Raw genomic sequence first — 17,754 nt, 5'->3', positions numbered from 1 at the left:
ACACATTTGGACACTTTCATGAATGTGCACGAAGGGTTAGGCTGCGCGTTCATTTCGCCAGCACCCAGACAATGCTCCAGCAATTTCTTCAGGAATTCGGGTATTTCGCCCTCTTTCTCGGCACGTTCTTCGAAGGCGAAACCATTCTGGTGCTCGCGGGCTTCCTCGCGTTTCGCGGATACATGGACATCAAGATCGTCACCATCGTGGCGTTCTGTGGCAGTTACGCGGGTGACCAGCTGTGGTACTTCCTGGGTCGCAAGCACGGGCGCAAGTTGCTCGCGCGTAAACCACGCTGGCAGTTGCTGGGTGATCGGGCGCTGGAGCATATCCGCAAGCACCCCGACATCTGGGTCCTGAGTTTTCGGTTTGTCTACGGTTTGCGCACCGTCATGCCCGTGGCGATTGGCCTGTCGGGCTATCCGCCGGGACGCTATCTGTTGCTGAACGGCATCGGCGCGGCGATCTGGGCAAGCGCGCTGGCAGCGGCGGCTTATCACTTCGGCGCGGTGCTTGAAGGCATGCTCGGCAGCGTCAAGAAATACGAGCTATGGGTGCTCGGCGCCCTGCTGGTGCTGGGTGTCGGCCTGTGGCTGCGCCGGCGCTTCAAGAACGCTCGCCTGGCCAGGAAAGTCTACGCTGACGAGCAAGCCCTGAAGGCCGAACAGGCCAAAGCTGACGCGACTAAGACGCCAACCGAGTAACCCGGTCTCTGCAGCAGTAGAGGCCGATCCCGCTCAGCAGGCTGTAGCTCAGCAACGCGATCCAGCCCACCGCACTGGCAGGCCACAGCCCGACCATCGGCGCCAGCCATACGAGCGGCACGTTCGAAGCCAGCCTCAGCAGCTCGAGCTTCACCGCCCACGGCCGATTCTCCAGGGCGACGCCCAACGTGAACAATCCCAACGCCACCGCGCCCCAGCCGAGCACCAGTGCGGCGCTCGACAGGCTTCGCTCCATATTCATCAAATAGCTGCCAAACGCGATGTAGACGCAAAACTGCAGCGCCACATACACCTGCAGACGCCCGTCCAGAGGCACTTCAAACTTGCGGAACTGACTCAGGTCCGGCTTGCTCATCGGGTAGCTTGCCGCGACATCTGCCGGGCGCCATCCGGTGCGCATGAACCAGATGCGCAGCTTGTCCCATCTGCTCTGCGTCCGTCGCGCGTCATCCCACAACTGCACGTAAAACTGCACGTTCGCCCACAGTGGGTTCCAGCTCGCGAGCGGTGTGGTCACGCCGAAGATAACCGGCTCGTTGTCGTCTTCTTCCTGGAACGAGCCAAACAGACGGTCCCAAATAATGAACACACCGCCATAGTTGCGATCCATGTAGAGAGCGTTCTGTGCATGGTGAGCCCGATGATTGGATGGCGTGACAAAAAACCACTCGTACCAGCCAAGTTTGGGAATGTGTCGGGTATGCACCCAGAATTGGTACAGCAGGTTCAGCGCCGCGACGCTGATGAACACCAGCAGCGGTACACCCAGCACGGCCATGGGCAGGTAGAAAATCCAGCTCAGCAAGAAGCCGGTGCTGGTTTGGCGCAAAGCCGTGGAGAGGTTGTAGTCCTCGCTCTGGTGATGCACCGAATGCGCGGCCCAGAGAATGTTGCGTTCATGGCCCATACGATGCAGCCAGTAGTAGCAGAAATCGTAAAGGACAAAGGCAAACACCCAGACCCAGACGCTGTCGGCAGACAGCTCGAACAGCGCCAGATGCTTGAGCGCATAGGCATAGGTCAGCAACCCGACACCTTTGGTCAGCAGTCCCGTGGTGGTCGACAAGACACCGGTGCTGATGCTGTTGATCGCGTCGGCGATCCGGTAATTGCTCATCCCGCGCCAACGGTCAGCCAACAGCTCTACGGCGATCAGCACCAGGAAAAACGGAACGGCATACAGAATGAGGTCCATGACGCGTCCTGATCGGGATCTTGAACACAGATCCTAGGTGTAGCCGCCCATTATCCCTATGGCAACCGATGACAAATTAGTGGACATTTAGCGCCATAAATAAGGAGAAAAGCCCATGAGCAAAAAAATTGCAGTGATCCTTTCCGGCTGTGGCGTTTACGACGGCGCCGAAATCCACGAGAGCGTGATCACTCTACTGCGATTGGACCAGCGCGGCGCTCAGGTGCAGTGCTTTGCCCCAAACATCGCGCAGCTGCATGTGATCAACCATCTGACGGGGGAAGAAATGCCCGAGTCGCGCAATGTGCTGGTGGAGTCCGCGCGAATCGCACGGGGCAATATCAAGGACATTCGCGAAGCCAGTGTCGATGACTTCGACGCGCTGATCGTGCCGGGCGGTTTCGGCGCGGCGAAAAATCTGTCGAACTTTGCCATCGAAGGCGCCGGCTGCTCGGTGCATCCGGACGTTCTGGCGCTGACCGAAGCCTTCGCCGAAGCGGGTAAGCCGGTCGGGCAGATCTGCATTTCTCCGGCGCTTGCGGCGAAAATCTATGGTCCTGGCGTGACCTGCACCATCGGCAACGATGCCGAGACAGCTGCCGCCATGAACAAAATGGGGGCTACTCACGCGGATTGCGCGGTGACTGACATCGTTGAAGACAAGGCGCGCAAACTGGTGAGCACCCCAGCTTACATGCTTGCTCAGAGCATCGGTGAGGCGGCATCGGGGATCAATAAACTGGTCGACCGCGTGCTCGAGCTGACCCACGAAAACGATGTGTAAAAGAAAAATCAAAAGATCGCAGGCTGCGCCAGCTCCTACGTGGACTGGATGCGCACCTTTTTAAGAGCCTGCGATCGTTTCAGGGCTTGCGGGAAAGCCGTGTGAGTATCCGTTCCAGCGCATTGGCAAACGCTTGCTTCTCGCGCTCGCCAAACGGCGCTGGACCACCGCTCATCTGACCCTGCTCACGCAGATCGGTGAACAGGTTACGCACCGCCAGTCGATCGCCCATGTTCTGTGCATCGAACTCCTTGCCACGGGGATCCAGCGCAGCAACGCCCTTCTTCACCAGACGATCGGCCAGCGGTACATCACTGCAGATCACCAGCTCGCCAGGCACCGCGTGTTCCACCAAATAGTCGTCTGCCGCGTCCGGCCCGCTGGGCACCACAATCAATTTCACCAGGGCCAGACCCGGTTTGATTTGCGGCTGCCCGGCCACCAGCACCACTTCGAACTGGCGCTTGAGGGCGAACTTCACGACCAGGTCCTTCGCCGCCCGAGGGCAGGCATCGGCATCGATCCACACACGCATGAATGTTTCCTCTTTAAACACCAATCAGGTCAGGAAACCTGAACCCGCCGCTTCTCCGCCAACCGGCTACGGCCATACAAGACAATGATCGCAATGATCGCCGCCGCCTGCGCACTCAGCGAATAGGCATCAGCGTGGATGCCCAGCCAGTCGAAGTCAAAGAACGGCACGGGATGGGTGCCAAAGATGCCGGCTTCCTGCAATGCCTTCACGCCATGCCCGGCGAACACCACCGACAACGCGCACAGCAGGCCAGCGTTGATGCCGAAGAACAACGACAACGGCAGTTTCGCCGAGCCTCGCAGGATCACCCAGGCCAAACCGACCAGCAGCACCAACGCCGTTGCTCCGCCGGCCAGCACCGCGTTATGACCGGCCGGGCCCGCCTGCAACCACAAGGTTTCGTAGAACAGGATGACCTCGAACAACTCGCGGTAGACGGAGAAAAACGCCAGCGTCGCGAACCCGAAACGCCCACCACCGCCCACCAGGCTGCTCTTGATGTAATCCTGCCAGGCCGCCGCATGACGGCGATCGTGCATCCAGACGCCGAGCCACAGCACCATGACGCTGGCAAACAGTGCCGTCGCGCCTTCGAGCAATTCGCGCTGGGAACCGCTGACATCGATCACATACGCCGCCAGCGCCCAGGTGGCCAGACCTGCCAGCAGCGCCAGGCCCCACCCCACGTTGACGCTGCGCACGGCGGATTGCTGGCCGGTGTTACGCAGGAACGCAAGGATCGCCGCCAGCACCAGAATCGCTTCCAGGCCTTCGCGCAACAGAATCAACAGACCGGAAATGTAGCTCAGGGACCAACTCAGGCCGTCACTGCCCAACAGACCGGCCGATTCCTTCAATTTGGTTTTCGCCGTGTCCAGTCGTTGCTGAACCTGGGCCACTGGCAGACCATCCTGCAATGCCTGACGGTACGCCATCAGCGACTTTTCAGTGTCCTTGCGGACGTTGGCGTCGACGTTGTCCAGGGAGCTCTCGACCAGTTCGAAGCCCTCCAGGTAAGCCGCTACCGACAAGTCATACGCCTGATCGTGATCGCCCGCACGGTAGGCCGCGATGCTCTTGTCCAGGGTCGCTGCCGTGTAGTCGAGCAGTTGCGCCGGGCCGCGCTTGGCCTGCGGTGGCTGAGCTCGCTGCGCACGATAGACCCCGGCGGCTTGCTGTCCTTCGGCGGCCTGCACTTCAGCAGGCGTTTGTCGGGACAGGTCCGCAATATTGTAGGTTTTCTCAGATGCCGCAGCAGGCGGATCGGCGCTGAAGCTGGCGATATAGGTCGCCAGGTCCCAGCGCTGACGATCGTCCAGTTGATCTGCAAAGGCTGGCATATCGGTGCCTTCGATACCCAGGCCCAGCGTGCTGTAGATCGCGTAGAGACTCAGGTGATCCATGCGTGCGCTGTCGCGCAAATTGGATGGCGGCGGCGTCAGGCCAACGCCAGCCGGGCCGTCGCCTGCGCCCGCATCACCGTGGCAGACCGAACAATGATGTGCATACAGCGGCGCACCCCGGGTCGGGTCGGGCGTAATGATCGGCGCCTGACTGACTTCGTAAGCGACGGCGAGTTTTGCACCGAGCTGCCGCGCCTGACGGGTGACGTCCGCGCCGTTCCGGTGTTCGGTAACGGCACTGCGCAATGCGCTGACGCCCTGCTCCAGCCCGACTTGCTCCGGCTTGGCGGGCATCGCGACGATCAGGCCTTGTAGCGCTTTTATGGAATCGAGCTGCGCCTGGTATTTGGATTCATTGATGACCTTGCCCGCCTGGACCGCTTGCGGATAGTCGGCGCCAATGTAATCGAGCATGTGCAGCGCTTGTGGCGCGCCTTCCACGGTGTCGGCCAGCAGTTGGAAACTGCCGAGCGCAGCGAGCGGCAACACGAGCCAAGCCAGTAGTCGTGACGGGGCAATCATGAATGAATCTCAGTTGGAAATACGAAGTTACACATTGTTCACTTCGAATCCCATTCACTCAAGCTTTGTTCGCTGATACCGGACGTTCTGCGCAGATGACAGAACCCTGTTGAGTCCTCTGTAGCAGCTGCCGAGGTACGAGTCTGCGTTGCGTGTCCGCAGGACCGCCCTCAGGGGCCGCTACGCAGCCCGACGCAGCCTCGAGGACTCAACAGGGTTCCTGGATGTTGGATGATTTACACCGCCGCCTTGCGCAATGTCGCCATAAACGCCGCCGCACCGATGAACAGGCCGGCAAACGTACGGTTCATGCGTTTTTGCTGCGTGGGTGTGCGCAGCAGACGCAGCACCTTCGATGCCAGGCCTGTGTAGCCGGCCATGACGATCAGATCCACACAGACCATGGTGACGCCGATGATCAGGTATTGAGCCAACAGCGGCGCATGCGGGTCAATGAACTGCGGCAGCACCGCCAGCATGAATACCAGTGCCTTGGGGTTGCTGATGTTGACCAGGAAGCCGCGGAACACCAGAGCCATCGGCTTGCCGATCTGACGTATCGCCGCATCGTCGCTCATGTCACTGGGCAGCGCGCGCCATTGCTTGATCGCGAGGTAAACCAGGTAGGCAACGCCGAACCATTTGATGGCATAGAACGCCGTGGCTGATGCGGTGAGGATCGCGCCTACACCCGCACCGACGATTGCAATCTGCACCGCCAGGCCCAGCTGCAAGCCGAGTGCGTTCCAGTAACCGCGCCAGAAACCGTATTGCAGACCACTGGACATCGACGCAATAGCGCCGGCACCGGGGGACAGGCTGATCACCCAGCAGGCGGCAAAGAACGCCAGCCATGTTTGAAGCTCCATTGCACACCTCGACTTGGACTCGTTGACAGACGTCTAAGCTAATGCGGCGCTGGGCCGATGACTAATGATTTTTTTGCAGGATGTTGCGACTAAGGGACGTGCTGAGGGCCTGGAGCGGGCGTCGTCTGACAGACCGTGATCGCGAAGGTTTGCGGTTGGATTGCGGATGTGTGATCGACGCGCTCCCTTTGAGGGAGCGAGCCTGCCCGCGATGACGGAATGTCATGCAACGGAAAAGCTATTTTTCAAACCCGCTCGAAGGAAACACATCACTTCCGCGCCAGCGTCGAACCGAGCGCTGGAAGAACAGGCTATTGGGTACTTGCACCATGGCGCTGCCGGTACCGAGTTCTTCGGCCTCGATCAGCGTGGTGTAGAGCAGGTTGATTGCCACCACCCGACCTTTGACGCCCGGCTTGTCGGTGGTGTCCACCAACTCGACCACATCACCGATGCGAAACGGGCCGACCGTAAAGATCAAAATGGCGCAAAGCAGATTGGAGAGCACGCTCCACATGGCAAAGAACGCCACAGCTGCTACGGCAACGAAACCGGACAATGCCGTCCAGAGCACCGTGGCCGATACCCCGAGTCGTTCCAGCACGAAGATCAGCGCACTGCCCATGATCAGCCAGCGCAGACCGCCTCGCAGCGGCAACAGCAACTGTGGTGGAAACGGATAACGCTCGCCCAGACGGTTCAGGCATTTGGCGACAAAGCGCTGGGCGATGTAACCCGCCAACAGGATCAGCAGAATCTGCACAACCAGCCAGATCGGTTCGATCCACACAGCCGACAGCGGTACCCTGAACGCTTCCATCAGGACAGCGCCTCCAGCTCCGCCTGCATGCTTTCGAGCAATTCGAGGGCTTCCATCCAGGCTTCCTCCAGCTCGGCTTCACGCACCTTCAGCCTGGCTTGTTCAGCCAGCAGATCTCGCAATTCGTTCTTGCGCGCCGGCTCGTAAATATCACTGTCACCAAGGCTGGTATCGATCTTCGCCAGTTTCTCGTGAAGTTTGCCCAGCTCGACTTCAAGCTTGTCCGCTTCGCGCTTGTGCGGCGCCAGTTGCTGACGCAATGCGGCGGCAGCCTGACGTTGGGCCTTCTTGTCGGTCTTGTCCGGATTGACCGGTGTGTTGCTGACCGGCGCATTGCGCTGGCGATAATCCACCAGCCAACGGGTGTAGTCCTCAAGGTCGCCGTCGAACTCCTCGACCTTGCCATCCGCCACCAGGTAGAAATTGTCGGTGGTGCTTTTGAGCAGATGGCGATCGTGGGAGACCACCAGTACCGCGCCCGAGAACTCTTGCAGCGCCATGGTCAGTGCCAGACGCATTTCCAGATCGAGGTGGTTGGTGGGTTCGTCGAGCAGAAGCAGGTTCGGCCGGCCCCAGGCGATCAACGCCAAAGCCAGACGGGCTTTCTCACCACCGGAGAAATTCAGGACGGGCTCGTCGATACGCGCCCCACGGAAGTCGAAACCACCGAGGAAATCGCGCAGGGTCTGTTCGCGCTCGGTCGGCGCCAGTCGCTGCATGTGCAGCAATGGGCTGGCCTTGGAGTCGAGCGAGTCCAGCTGATGCTGGGCAAAATAACCAACCACGGTGTTCTCGCCACGGGTCAGGCGCCCGGACAACGGCTCGAGCTCACCGGCAAGGTTTTTGATCAGGGTCGATTTACCGGCACCGTTGGGACCGAGCAAACCGATACGCGCACCGGGGGTCAGTTGCAGCTTGACCTTCTCCAGCACGGCTCGCTCGCCGTAACCCAATCGAGCGTCGGAGATGTCAATCAACGGGCTGGAAATCTTGTGCGACTCGCGGAAAACGAAGTCGAACGGCGAATCAACGTGGGCGGCGGACAATTCCTCCATCCGCTCCAGCGCCTTGATCCGGCTCTGCGCCTGACGGGCCTTGGTGGCCTGGGCCTTGAAGCGGGCGATGTAGCTTTCCATGTGCGCACGTTGCGCCTGCTGCTTCTCGTACGCCTGCTGCTGCTGAGCCAGACGCTCGGCACGGGCGCGTTCGAAGGCGCTATAGCCACCGCGATACAAGGTGATCTTGCGCTGATCGACGTGCGCCACGTGATCGACCACGGCATCGAGGAAATCCCGGTCGTGGGAAATCAGCATCAAGGTGCCTGGATAGCTTTTCAGCCATTCTTCGAGCCAGATAATGGCGTCGAGGTCCAAGTGGTTGGTTGGTTCGTCGAGCAACAACAGGTCCGATGGGCACATCAATGCCTGCGCCAGGTTCAGACGCATCCGCCAGCCACCGGAGAAATCCCCAACCTGACGATCCATCTGATCGTTGGTGAACCCCAGACCGGCCAGCAGCTTGCGCGCCCGGGCGTCGGCGGTGTAACCGTCGGCGCTGTCGAGTTCAGCGTGCAGGCGGGCCTGAGCGGCACCGTCATGGGCCGCTTCGGCCGCGGCGAGGTCACGTTGCACCTCACGCAGGCGCAGGTCACCATCGAGCACGTAGTCGACCGCGATGCGATCGAGGGTGTCGATCTCCTGGCGCATGTGGGCGATGCGCCAGTCCGCCGGCAAGAAGCAATCACCCGAATCCGGGTGCAGGTCGCCCAGTAGCAAGGCGAACAGGCTCGATTTGCCGGCGCCGTTGGCACCGATGAGGCCGGCTTTGTGGCCGGCGTGCAGGGTCAGCTCGGCGTCTTCTAGCAGACGTTGAGGGCCACGCTGTAAAGTCAGGTTCTGAAGTCGAATCATAATGGCGGCGGAGTCTACCAGCTTCGCTCGCAACTGGCGCGAGTAGCACTATGTCCTCTGACCTGTGGAGCTTTTCCCTTACCACGTACGCCCGACCCGGCGTTGAACAGGCATGCCTGAAATTGCAGGCGGCGGGTGCGAACGTGTGCCTGCTGCTTTGTGGGCTGTGGCTGGATCAACGGAAAGTCGCATGCAGTGAGCAGCGATTGCAGCAGCTTGGACGCATAGCCGAGGATTGGGACGCAGATGTCGTGCAGCCACTTCGTGCTTTGCGTACTCAATGGAAGGCCGCCGCGGCCGAAGATGCCGATCTGGATGCGTTACGCGAGAAAGTGAAGGCGCTGGAACTGGAAGCCGAGCGACGCCTGTTGCTGCGTTTGGAGCAAACGGCGCAGCGATGGCCGCAAGATGAGGTGACCGATTTATCGGCCTGGCTGGAAGGTGTCGCGGCGGACACCGCCAACCTGGACCGCGACGCGCTGCATCAGCTGCGCGTCGCGGCGACCGGCACTTAGGAAGCGCTGGTCGGCGTGGTGCTGGTGCTCGACGAAGCGGCTGGCGTTGGCGCCGGCGAGGTAGTCGAGGTAGTGGCGGCTGGAGCAGTCGAAGCCGAAGCAGACGGCGCTGCAGCTGCTGGTTTGGCAGCAGGAGCAACGGTCGGTTTCACAGCAGCAGCCGGTTTTTTCACGGCAGGTTTTGCAGCCGGTTTTGCAGCCGGTTTTGCGGCGGCCGGTTTCGCAGCAGCAGTTTTTGCAGCCGGCTTGGCGGCAGGCTTGGCCGCGGCTTTTGCAGCAGGTTTAGCAGCTGGTTTTGCAGCTGGTTTTGCCGCCGGCTTGGCAGCGGTTTTTGCCGCTACAGGTTTCGCGGCAGGCTTGGCAGCCGGTTTCGCAGCAGCAGTTTTAGCGGCCGGTTTCGCCGCTGGCTTGGCAGCGGTTTTTGCGGCTACCGGTTTTGCAGCGGCCTTGGCAGCCGGCTTCGCAGCAGCGGTTTTAGCCACTGGTTTGGCAGCAGGTTTTGCAGCTGGCTTGGCCGCTGGTTTGGCAGCAGCTGTTTTCGCCACAGCAGGTTTGGCAGCGGCAGTTCTTGCAGCTGGTTTGGCGGCAGCAGTTTTGGCGGCAGGTTTTGTTGCAGCTTTCACTGGTGCTTTCGCGGCAGCTTTAACCGGTGCTTTTGCAGCAGCGGGTTTGGCAGCGGCTTTCTTGGCAGGTGCAGAAGCAGGCTTGGCTGAACGCAGGGACAACGCCTTGCCGACAGCCTCTTGCACACGACCGACGCCCTGGGCCAGTTTCAGGCTTTCTTGAGCATCGCGTTTGAGTTGCAGAATGTAGGTACGCGTTTCGGATTGACGATCCTTGAGGGCATCGAGCAGGTCCTCAAGTTCTTTCACCGCACCCTTGGCTTTAGTCTGTGCCTTGGCCTTTCCGGCGGACGCCGCATCTTGCAATTTGGTGCGGGACTTGTGCAGTTTTTCCTGCGCTTTTCCGCGCTGCTTTTCCAGTTTGGCGAGCAGTTTTTCAGCATCAGCCAAGGCTTGTGAACAAGCGGTTTCCAAATGTTCGAGCAGGCTGCCCGAGAGTTGTTGGAGTAAGTGCAACGGGGTATTTACTGGCTTCTTGGTGGCCGACATGGTTTACCTCCTGGCTGACGTGGGTGCGGCTCATACTAGACCTCTGCAGACACCGCCGCTAGGTCATCTTGACAGTATCGAAAGCACTACGTTGCAAAGGATCGAAAATCTTCTGCGCCCACGCAAAACCAGTTCACCGTTAAGCGTATTTACGCTGGCATAATCTGCCGCATCTCAGGCCGGAGAGTGCCCATGTCGCGTTACCTTTTTTTATCGTTGTGCGTGTTTTTTTCCGTCGCGCAAGCTGCCGAAAAACCCACAGGAAATGACGCCCATGATCTCGCGTACAGCCTGGGTGCGAGCCTCGGTGAACGCCTTCGCCAAGAGGTTCCGGACTTGCAGCTGCAGGCGCTGCTGGAAGGCTTGCAGCAAGCGTATCAAGGCAAGCCGCTGGCGCTGAAAGACGAGCAGATCGATCAGATTCTGGCCGAGCACGAAGCGCAGATCGCGGAGCAACCGGCCATACCGCAAAGCGAAGTCGCACTGGAAAGAGAGCAGCGATTTCTCACCGAAGAAAAAGCCAAGCCGGGTGTTCGTGAGTTGGAGAACGGAATTTTGCTGACGGAGCTGACACCCGGCACCGGCGCCAAAGCCGGACCGAACGGAAAAGTGCAGGTGCTGTACATCGGACGCCTTCCCGATGGCTCGGTGTTCGATCAGAACAGTCAGCCGCAATGGTTCAGTCTCGACAGTGTGATCACTGGTTGGCGCACTGCCCTGCAGAATATGCCGGTGGGCGCGAAATGGCGTCTGGTGATTCCGTCAGCCCAAGCCTATGGCGCGGACGGAGCCGGCGACCTGATCGCGCCGTTCACTCCTTTGGTGTTCGAAGTAGAATTACGCGGCGCCACGGGTTAAACGGCGGGCACAAAAAAACGGCGCGCAAAGCGCACCGTTTTATCTTGCGGGAAGAGATTCAGGCCTGAACCGAATCCTCTTCCTTGTGAGCGGTGTGCAGCACTTCGATCAGGCAGTCTTCCAGTTCGAAGCGTTCATGCAACAAGCCACCCAGCTCTTTGAATTTCTCAGCGACACATTGACCGGCATCACACAGGTCGTTGAACGCGAGCAGCTTCTCGGTGATGACGTCGATACGAGGGTAGAGGGTCTCGGCCAACTCCAGCCCACGAGTATCGCCAAATGCCTTGGCCTCACCGGTCAACTGTTCGTAGATCTCGAAATGCCCCGCCGATACGTAATCGACCAGCACTCCGCAGAACTCCTGCAACAGCTTTCGGTTCTCGCCCAGAGCCTCAGGCTTGGCGCCGAGAGCATCATAGGCCCGAACCAGTTCGTGACGCTCCTGCAACCAGCGATCGATCAGCAGATGCACTCCACCCCATCGTTCTTGAGCATTCTGACAACTTTCGAGCATGGTGATCTCTCTTCCCTTGTGGGTCATGCTGCCCTACACCTGTCGCACACTTGAAGATCAAGGATCGGCCAGGCAGAGCGTCATTCGAGCAACATAATTCCAATGACACGTGCGGGCCAGATTATGCCCGCGCGACTATCGCTTCAAGGTACGCAGGAGAGAAAGTTCATACAAGTGTTTAATCGCCCGCCAGGGCCCGGTGCGACGACTCGCCGCTGAGTGGTCGGCGAAACGCGATCCAGAGCAGTCGCTGCATCTGCGCGCCTGCTAAAACCATCACGGCGACGAAGAACAACAAACTCCATTCAGGGATACTCAAGTCGAACAATGTCCAGGACATTTGCGCGCACTCGGCGGTGCCGCTGAACAATTGCTCCACCCTGCTCAACCAGGGTGCGTCCTTGAAAACCTCAGACAGACCGGACGAGCAATCGGACAAGTAACGCAGCGGATCACTCTGCAAAACCACTTGCCGCCAAGCCGTGACCATCCCCCCCAAGCTGCAGATAGATACAAGCAGCCAATACAGGGAAGTGCCGAGGCGCCCGGGCCCCTGCACCGCAGCCAGCAGACAAAAGCCGGTTAACAACGCCAGGCTGCCTCGCTGCATGAGGCACAAACCGCAAGGCTTGAGGCCGACCGCATATTCCAGGTAATAGGAAACGCCCAACGCCAGAGCACCCGCGATAAACGCCATGAAAAACAAGGATCGTGAGCAGGCCAAAGACATGGCTTTTCCGTAACAGTAAGAGACAAGCGTTTACGTTAGAGGAAAGAGAGCCGACCTTTCAAGGGATGCCAGCAGGGACAGGGCTATAGAGGTCGAGGGAATTGCCGACAGGATCTGGAGGATCAGGTGTAGCCCTTTGTAGGATGTTTCCTGCAAAGGACCACAAGGGAATAAATCTGACAGCTGGGGGTAATTTTTTGAAGAGGGAGCGGGCTCCCTCATCACAAAATCATGCGTGTACTGGTACCGGGAGCGGTGCTGCCAGCAAGCGTTCATCCAGTAGACCCAAACCTTCCTGGAACAGTTGATTGCTGCGTTCGGTATCGCCCAACTGTGCCAGCAGCCGCGCCAGTTCAGCGCAGGCCTCAGGGTTGCGCTGCACTCGCAAACTGCTCTCAAGATAGTCTCGGGCTTTGCCCCACAGGCTGCTTTGCAGACACAGGCGTCCCAGCGTCAGCAGCAGGCTCGGGTCAGCCGGATGGTCCTTGAGCCAGCCCTCGGCGGTTTGCAGTTGACGAGCCGGATCATTGCCTCGAACAAGTCCATACAATCTGGCCAAATGGCTGTCATAGCTACGCTTGAGCGCTGTACGCAAAACTTCTTCGGCTTCAGCCTGAGCACCCAGTTGACGCAATTGCTCTGCGTAGGCGAGCACCAACTGCGGCTCCTGGCGCTGAGCCGAGGTCAGTTGCTGCCAGGCGCGATTGAGTGACTGCAAGCCGACGGTTCCGTCTTCCTCCCGATGCGCGGCCAGCGAGAGATTTTCTCCCCAGGCTCGGCGCTCCAGTTCTGCGAGTTCGGAGGGGGGCAGAACCTTGTCCTTGCGCAGCTCTGGCAACAGACGAATCACCGCAGACCAATCGCCGCGTTGTTGATGCAGGCGTTGCAACTGACGCAAAGTCTGGACGTTATGCGGATGGCGTTCGTGCATGGCTTGCAGGGTGGCGAGTGCGCCTTCGGTGTCTCCACGGTCGGTTTGCAGTTGCGCATGGTTCAGGGCAATGGCCAACTCTGCCTGAGGCTGACGCTCCAGCGCGCGTTCGAGCAGGTTATCGCTCTCTTCGTACTTGCCCTGCTCGTTCGCGGCGCGGGCAGCGCCGAGGTAGTAAAGAAGCGGTTGACGCTCAGCTTCCGCAGCGCGATGAAGGTGACGCTGCGCGCTGGCCCAGCGACCCTCCGCCAGATCAAGTTGACCGTGTTCGATGGCCACCTGAACCCGGCGGCTGCGATTACGCCGCGACCACGGGTTGACCACGCCACTGGAGGTCATCACGAGCTCGATCAACGCCTTGATGCCCCAGAACACCAGCCAGAGCACCGCAACCAGCGCCAGGGTCGCCCACAGGCTCGACTCGAAACGAAAGCTTTTGTAGGCGATCAGGACATAGCCGGAATGCTCGGCAATGGCCAACCCAAGTGCCGCCGCCGCAGCGATCACCAGAAACACGATCACATAGAGGCGTTTCATGGTGTGGCCTCCTGCGCGGTGTCTGCGGCAGGCTTGGGCATCGGTTTGATCGAGTCCTCGGCGTTCACATTACGCCGCTCCAGATACCCCTGGACTGCGCTCAGTGTGCCGGTCAGGTCCGGTGTGACGACAGTGACAGGTTGCTTGCTCAGTTCGCCAACCTGCTCGAGCATCACTTTGCTCTGGGGATTATCCGGGTTGAAATTACCCTTGAGGACATCCCGCGCTTCGGCCAGCGCCTGAGTGTAAACCGCCGCCTGACCATTGAGCGCCGCCCATTGTGCCTGCTCCAGCGCCAGGCTCAACGCCAGGCGAACCTGGCTCAGGCTCTGACCTGCGAGTAACGGACGGACATTTTTGTCGGCATTGAAATCGATGCGAATGTAACGCGAGATCTGGTCCCACCATTGAGCCCAGCGACTGGCGCCATCGCCATCGGCGGTCAGCCCCAGCAGCGATTCGCCACGGTCCTTGTACTCGGGCGCCAGCTCGGTAAGGCTGATGACCTGGTCACGCAGAGCCCCCAGGCGCAGGAACAAACCGGTGCGATCAGGCTGCTCGGTACTGCGCAGCGCCACCAGCGTTTTGGCCACTTGCTCACGAGCTGCAAAGGAACCCGGATCGTTTTGCTCGCGCAAAATCTCATCCGCTCCCTGGACCAGGGCCTGGGCGCTGCTGATGTCTTGCAGTGCAGAAAGACGCAGGCTGGCCAGGCGCAGCAAGTGCTCCGCCTCCGCCAGACGCCAATCCTTGCGACTGGCACCGAGCACTGTTTCCAGGCGCTGGTTCAGGCGTTGCTGATCGCCTTGCAGCTGAGTCACCAGCCGGTTGCGAGCTTCAAGTTCGTCAGCAGGGGGAAGCTGCTCAAGCCGGGCGCTCAGACGCTGCTCATTGAGTTTCAGGCTCTGAGCCTGATCGTTCAACGCCTGCACCTGACTAAGCTGCTGCTGGTTGTTGGCTTGCAGGTGACGCACCTGCCAGACTCCCCAGCCGCCGACGGCGACACCGGCGGCGCCCAACAGCAGAGCGACGATTGCCAACCCATTGCTACGGCGCTCCACTGGCGCGGGTGGTTCAGTTTGAACCGGTGCTTCTCCTGGCGCGTCGAGCACCGGCAGGACGTCATCTTTTGGCAAGGCTGTTTCGCTCACGTGTCCATCCTTTGCATTAGAGAACGGGTTCGGGATGCTCCCGCAACGCCGTCAGCAAAGCCGCGGCACTGGCGCCACGACAATCCACAACTATTTGGGCCCCGGCGGCGCACGCCAGCTCGGCGACCCTGGGGCTTGGAACAAACAACGGCAACCTCGCCAATTGCGGCCATGCATCGCCAGCCAATTGGTGCAGGTGCTCAAAACCCTGTCCACTGCTGACCACCAGCCCGTTCAAGCGTTCCGCCTGAATCCGGTCGGCAAGCGTTCCCGGTGGGTAGTGAGGCAGCTCGCGGCGGTACAACTCCAGATACTCGACACTAGCACCAAGCTCGCGCAAACGCTCAGCCAGCAACTCCCGACCGCCCTCCCCGCGCATGATCAACACACGAGGATTGTTCCGGGTGATTGCCTCGGACAACGAGGCCAGCCCGAGCAAGGCTTCACTGTCATCACCTTCCTGCGGGAAGCTGACGTCCAGTCCATGGTCTTCCAGAATCCGGGCAGTCGCGGCCCCCACGCTGAACCACTTCGAGGCGGGCGTCTGTGGACAATACTGGCTGACCAGATTCACCGCGATCCGGGCTGCGGGCTTGCTGACTACGATCACTGCGCAGAAGCGATCCAGATCCTGAATCACTTCGCGCATTGTGTCCGAGACCGGCATCGGCGCTATGTCCAGAAGCGGCAAGCTGCTGCTGAAAATCCCCGCGTCGGCAAGAACGCTGCTCAGCGCCGCCGACTCATCCGCCGGACGCGTCAGCAGCAGGCGCCAGCCAGTCACTCGTGACCTGCCTCGCCGTAGACTGCCTTGAGAATGTCGTTGGCGCCCTGACTCAAGAGGTCTTCAGCGACTCGTACGCCCAGGTTCTCGGCATCACTGCGCGGTGCACGGCCTTCGGCACTGAGCAGCAGCCCGCCGCTCGGATCACCCACCAGGCCACGCAACCAGATCTGCTCGCCTTCAAGCACGGCGTAGCAGGCGATCGGCACCTGGCAGCCGCCATTCAGATGTTTGTTGAGAGCTCGTTCTGCGGTCACGCGGGTGGCGGTGTCCAGATGATGCAGCGGGGCCAGCAGCGCGTGAATCTCACTATCAACGCTGCGGCATTCAATGCCCACTGCGCCCTGGCCGCCGGCGGGCAGGCTGTCGTCGACACTGATCGCTGAGGTGATGCGGTCTTCGAAGCCCAGGCGAATCAGGCCGGCAGCGGCAAGGATGATGGCGTCGTATTCACCCGCATCGAGCTTGGCCAACCGAGTGTTGACGTTGCCACGCAGGAAACGGATTTCCAGGTCCGGGCGACGGGTCAGCAATTGAGCCTGGCGGCGTAGGCTGGACGTACCGACGATGCTGCCTGGCGGGAGTTCTTCAAGGCTGGCGAACGTGTTGGAAACGAATGCGTCGCGTGGATCTTCACGCTCGCAAATGCAGAACAGCCCAAGACCTTCCGGGAAGTCCATTGGCACATCCTTCATGGAGTGCACGGCAATATCGGCTTCGTTTTCCAGCAGCGCGGTTTCCAGTTCTTTGACGAACAGGCCTTTGCCACCGATCTTCGACAGTGGCGAGTCGAGCAGCTTGTCGCCGCGACTGACCATGGGTACCAACGTCACAAGCAGACCCGGATGGGCTTCTTCCAGACGGGCTTTGACGTATTCGGCCTGCCACAGGGCGAGAGCACTTTTGCGGGTGGCGATGCGGATTTCGCGAGAGGACATGGATCAATCCGTACTGAATAGATACGGCGGATAATAACAGCTCAGCCAAATCCGCTTTGACTTGTATCAGAAACAGCGTGGCCTCCCTGGCCCTGGATGTCCTGCAATGGGGTACACAACACGCCGACGAGCAGCGGATTAAAGCTGTTGCATCATCTTTCGAACGCCTGCCACATGGCGGCGACTGACGATCAAGGCATCACCGTTCAAGCCTTTGAGGAACAGCTGAAAATGCCCCAGAGGTGTCCGCTGCAAACGCTCGATGCGTTCACGGGCAACCAGTGCGTTGCGATGAATACGCACAAATCGGTCGCCAAACTCATCCTCGAGCGCTTTGAGCGGCTCATCCAGCAACACCTCGCCGCCTTCGTGGCGCAAGGTCACGTACTTGTGATCCGCAATAAAATAAACCACCTGGTCCAGCGGAATCAGCTCGATGCCCTTTCGAGTGCGAGCGCTGATATGGCTGCGTGGGCCACTGCCAGTTTCGGCGGCGGGACGGGTCAATGCTGCAAGCTGAACGCGATTGGGTCGCTCGGCTTTTTTTAATGCTTCATGAAGTTGTTCTGTGCGCACAGGTTTCACCACATAGCCTACGGCGCTGGCCTGTAAGGCTTCCACGGCAAATTCATCGGGCCCTGTGCAAAACACCACGGCGGGCGGGGTTTCGCGTTCGCACAATCGCGCAGCCACTTGCAGGCCATCGAGGCCTGGCATCCGGATATCGAGCAACACGATATCCGGTTTATGGCTGTCAATCAGTGCCAACGCTTCTTCGCCGTTCGTGGCGCTGGGCTCCAGGACGCTGTATCCCTCGAGTTCGCCGACCATTCGGCTCAGGCGCTCGCGGGCCAAGGGTTCGTCATCAACGATCAGGACATTCATATTGCGCTGGATTCCTGCGTGAGTCTCGCA

The 17,754-nt window shown here is 60.0% G+C and carries 18 protein-coding genes; 4 read left to right on the top strand and 14 right to left on the bottom strand.

What is annotated here, in order from left to right; genetic code table 11:
* Window positions 1–71: 71 nt before the first annotated feature.
* The gene (locus tag AC3ZVB_RS03415) at window positions 72–704 is read left to right on the top strand and encodes a DedA family protein (RefSeq protein WP_162440473.1); all 633 of its coding nucleotides are present in this window, start codon (window positions 72–74) and stop codon (window positions 702–704) included.
* Here the strand turns inward: AC3ZVB_RS03415 and AC3ZVB_RS03410 are convergent.
* Window positions 685–1,920, bottom strand: a complete 1,236-nt coding sequence (locus AC3ZVB_RS03410) for a sterol desaturase family protein (RefSeq protein ID WP_490145776.1) — start codon at window positions 1,918–1,920, stop codon at window positions 685–687. The two genes, AC3ZVB_RS03415 and AC3ZVB_RS03410, sit on opposite strands and share 20 nt — an antisense overlap.
* A 115-nt stretch (window positions 1,921–2,035) precedes the next feature.
* Between AC3ZVB_RS03410 and elbB the strand changes: the two genes are divergently transcribed.
* The gene (gene elbB, locus AC3ZVB_RS03405; RefSeq protein ID WP_490145775.1) at window positions 2,036–2,704 is read left to right on the top strand and encodes an isoprenoid biosynthesis glyoxalase ElbB; all 669 of its coding nucleotides are present in this window, start codon (window positions 2,036–2,038) and stop codon (window positions 2,702–2,704) included.
* 79 nt (window positions 2,705–2,783) lie between these two features.
* On the opposite strand, the gene AC3ZVB_RS03400 is transcribed toward elbB, so the two are convergent.
* The 5 genes from AC3ZVB_RS03400 to AC3ZVB_RS03380 all read right to left on the bottom strand — a co-directional run bounded on the left by AC3ZVB_RS03400 (window position 2,784) and on the right by AC3ZVB_RS03380 (window position 8,766).
* Window positions 2,784–3,239, bottom strand: coding sequence for a YaiI/YqxD family protein (locus tag AC3ZVB_RS03400; RefSeq protein WP_490145774.1), 456 nt, complete (start codon window positions 3,237–3,239; stop codon window positions 2,784–2,786).
* Between the two features lie 29 nt (window positions 3,240–3,268).
* Window positions 3,269–5,167: an FTR1 family protein gene (locus AC3ZVB_RS03395; protein WP_490145773.1), complete on the bottom strand. Its 1,899-nt coding sequence runs from the start codon at window positions 5,165–5,167 to the stop codon at window positions 3,269–3,271.
* 236 nt (window positions 5,168–5,403) lie between these two features.
* The gene (locus AC3ZVB_RS03390) at window positions 5,404–6,036 is read right to left on the bottom strand and encodes a LysE family transporter (protein ID WP_162440477.1); all 633 of its coding nucleotides are present in this window, start codon (window positions 6,034–6,036) and stop codon (window positions 5,404–5,406) included.
* Between the two features lie 238 nt (window positions 6,037–6,274).
* Entirely contained in the window at window positions 6,275–6,856 is a 582-nt protein-coding gene (locus tag AC3ZVB_RS03385; protein WP_162440478.1) for a mechanosensitive ion channel family protein, read from the bottom strand.
* Window positions 6,856–8,766: an ATP-binding cassette domain-containing protein gene (locus AC3ZVB_RS03380; protein WP_194690960.1), complete on the bottom strand. Its 1,911-nt coding sequence runs from the start codon at window positions 8,764–8,766 to the stop codon at window positions 6,856–6,858. Before AC3ZVB_RS03380 ends, AC3ZVB_RS03385 begins: the two co-directional genes overlap by 1 nt.
* Before the next feature lie 50 nt (window positions 8,767–8,816).
* On the opposite strand from AC3ZVB_RS03380, the gene AC3ZVB_RS03375 reads away from it, so the two are divergent.
* The gene (locus tag AC3ZVB_RS03375) at window positions 8,817–9,281 is read left to right on the top strand and encodes a TIGR02444 family protein (protein ID WP_490145772.1); all 465 of its coding nucleotides are present in this window, start codon (window positions 8,817–8,819) and stop codon (window positions 9,279–9,281) included.
* On the opposite strand, the gene AC3ZVB_RS03370 is transcribed toward AC3ZVB_RS03375, so the two are convergent.
* Window positions 9,278–10,393, bottom strand: coding sequence for an AlgP family protein (locus tag AC3ZVB_RS03370; protein WP_490145771.1), 1,116 nt, complete (start codon window positions 10,391–10,393; stop codon window positions 9,278–9,280). The two genes, AC3ZVB_RS03375 and AC3ZVB_RS03370, sit on opposite strands and share 4 nt — an antisense overlap.
* A gap of 192 nt (window positions 10,394–10,585) precedes the next feature.
* Here AC3ZVB_RS03370 and AC3ZVB_RS03365 point away from each other — a divergent pair, with 192 nt between their 5' ends.
* The gene (locus tag AC3ZVB_RS03365) at window positions 10,586–11,251 is read left to right on the top strand and encodes an FKBP-type peptidyl-prolyl cis-trans isomerase (RefSeq protein WP_162436701.1); all 666 of its coding nucleotides are present in this window, start codon (window positions 10,586–10,588) and stop codon (window positions 11,249–11,251) included.
* Window positions 11,252–11,309: 58 nt separating this feature from the next.
* Here AC3ZVB_RS03365 and rsd read toward each other — a convergent pair whose 3' ends face one another.
* The 7 genes from rsd to AC3ZVB_RS03330 form a co-directional block, all read right to left on the bottom strand.
* Window positions 11,310–11,768 carry a sigma D regulator gene (rsd, locus tag AC3ZVB_RS03360; protein WP_490145863.1) on the bottom strand — a complete coding sequence of 153 codons (459 nt, stop codon included), beginning with the start codon at window positions 11,766–11,768 and terminating at the stop codon, window positions 11,310–11,312.
* 178 nt (window positions 11,769–11,946) lie between these two features.
* On the bottom strand, window positions 11,947–12,498 hold the full coding sequence (locus AC3ZVB_RS03355) for a disulfide bond formation protein B (RefSeq protein ID WP_162436700.1): 552 nt from the start codon (window positions 12,496–12,498) through the stop codon (window positions 11,947–11,949).
* Window positions 12,499–12,727: 229 nt separating this feature from the next.
* Window positions 12,728–13,966, bottom strand: a complete 1,239-nt coding sequence (locus AC3ZVB_RS03350; RefSeq protein WP_162436699.1) for a heme biosynthesis protein HemY — start codon at window positions 13,964–13,966, stop codon at window positions 12,728–12,730.
* On the bottom strand, window positions 13,963–15,117 hold the full coding sequence (locus AC3ZVB_RS03345) for a uroporphyrinogen-III C-methyltransferase (RefSeq protein ID WP_162436698.1): 1,155 nt from the start codon (window positions 15,115–15,117) through the stop codon (window positions 13,963–13,965). Before AC3ZVB_RS03345 ends, AC3ZVB_RS03350 begins: the two co-directional genes overlap by 4 nt.
* Before the next feature lie 16 nt (window positions 15,118–15,133).
* The gene (locus AC3ZVB_RS03340) at window positions 15,134–15,901 is read right to left on the bottom strand and encodes a uroporphyrinogen-III synthase (RefSeq protein WP_490145770.1); all 768 of its coding nucleotides are present in this window, start codon (window positions 15,899–15,901) and stop codon (window positions 15,134–15,136) included.
* Entirely contained in the window at window positions 15,898–16,839 is a 942-nt protein-coding gene (gene hemC / locus AC3ZVB_RS03335; protein WP_162436696.1) for a hydroxymethylbilane synthase, read from the bottom strand. The genes AC3ZVB_RS03340 and hemC overlap by 4 nt, the downstream gene beginning before the upstream one ends.
* A gap of 138 nt (window positions 16,840–16,977) precedes the next feature.
* Window positions 16,978–17,724: a LytR/AlgR family response regulator transcription factor gene (locus AC3ZVB_RS03330; protein ID WP_162436695.1), complete on the bottom strand. Its 747-nt coding sequence runs from the start codon at window positions 17,722–17,724 to the stop codon at window positions 16,978–16,980.
* Window positions 17,725–17,754 lie beyond the last annotated feature (30 nt).

The organism is Pseudomonas sp. MDV22-iso1, from assembly GCF_058145095.1.
The sequence above is the reverse complement of the archived record's forward strand: the minus strand, read 5'-3'. Positions and strand labels throughout refer to the sequence as shown.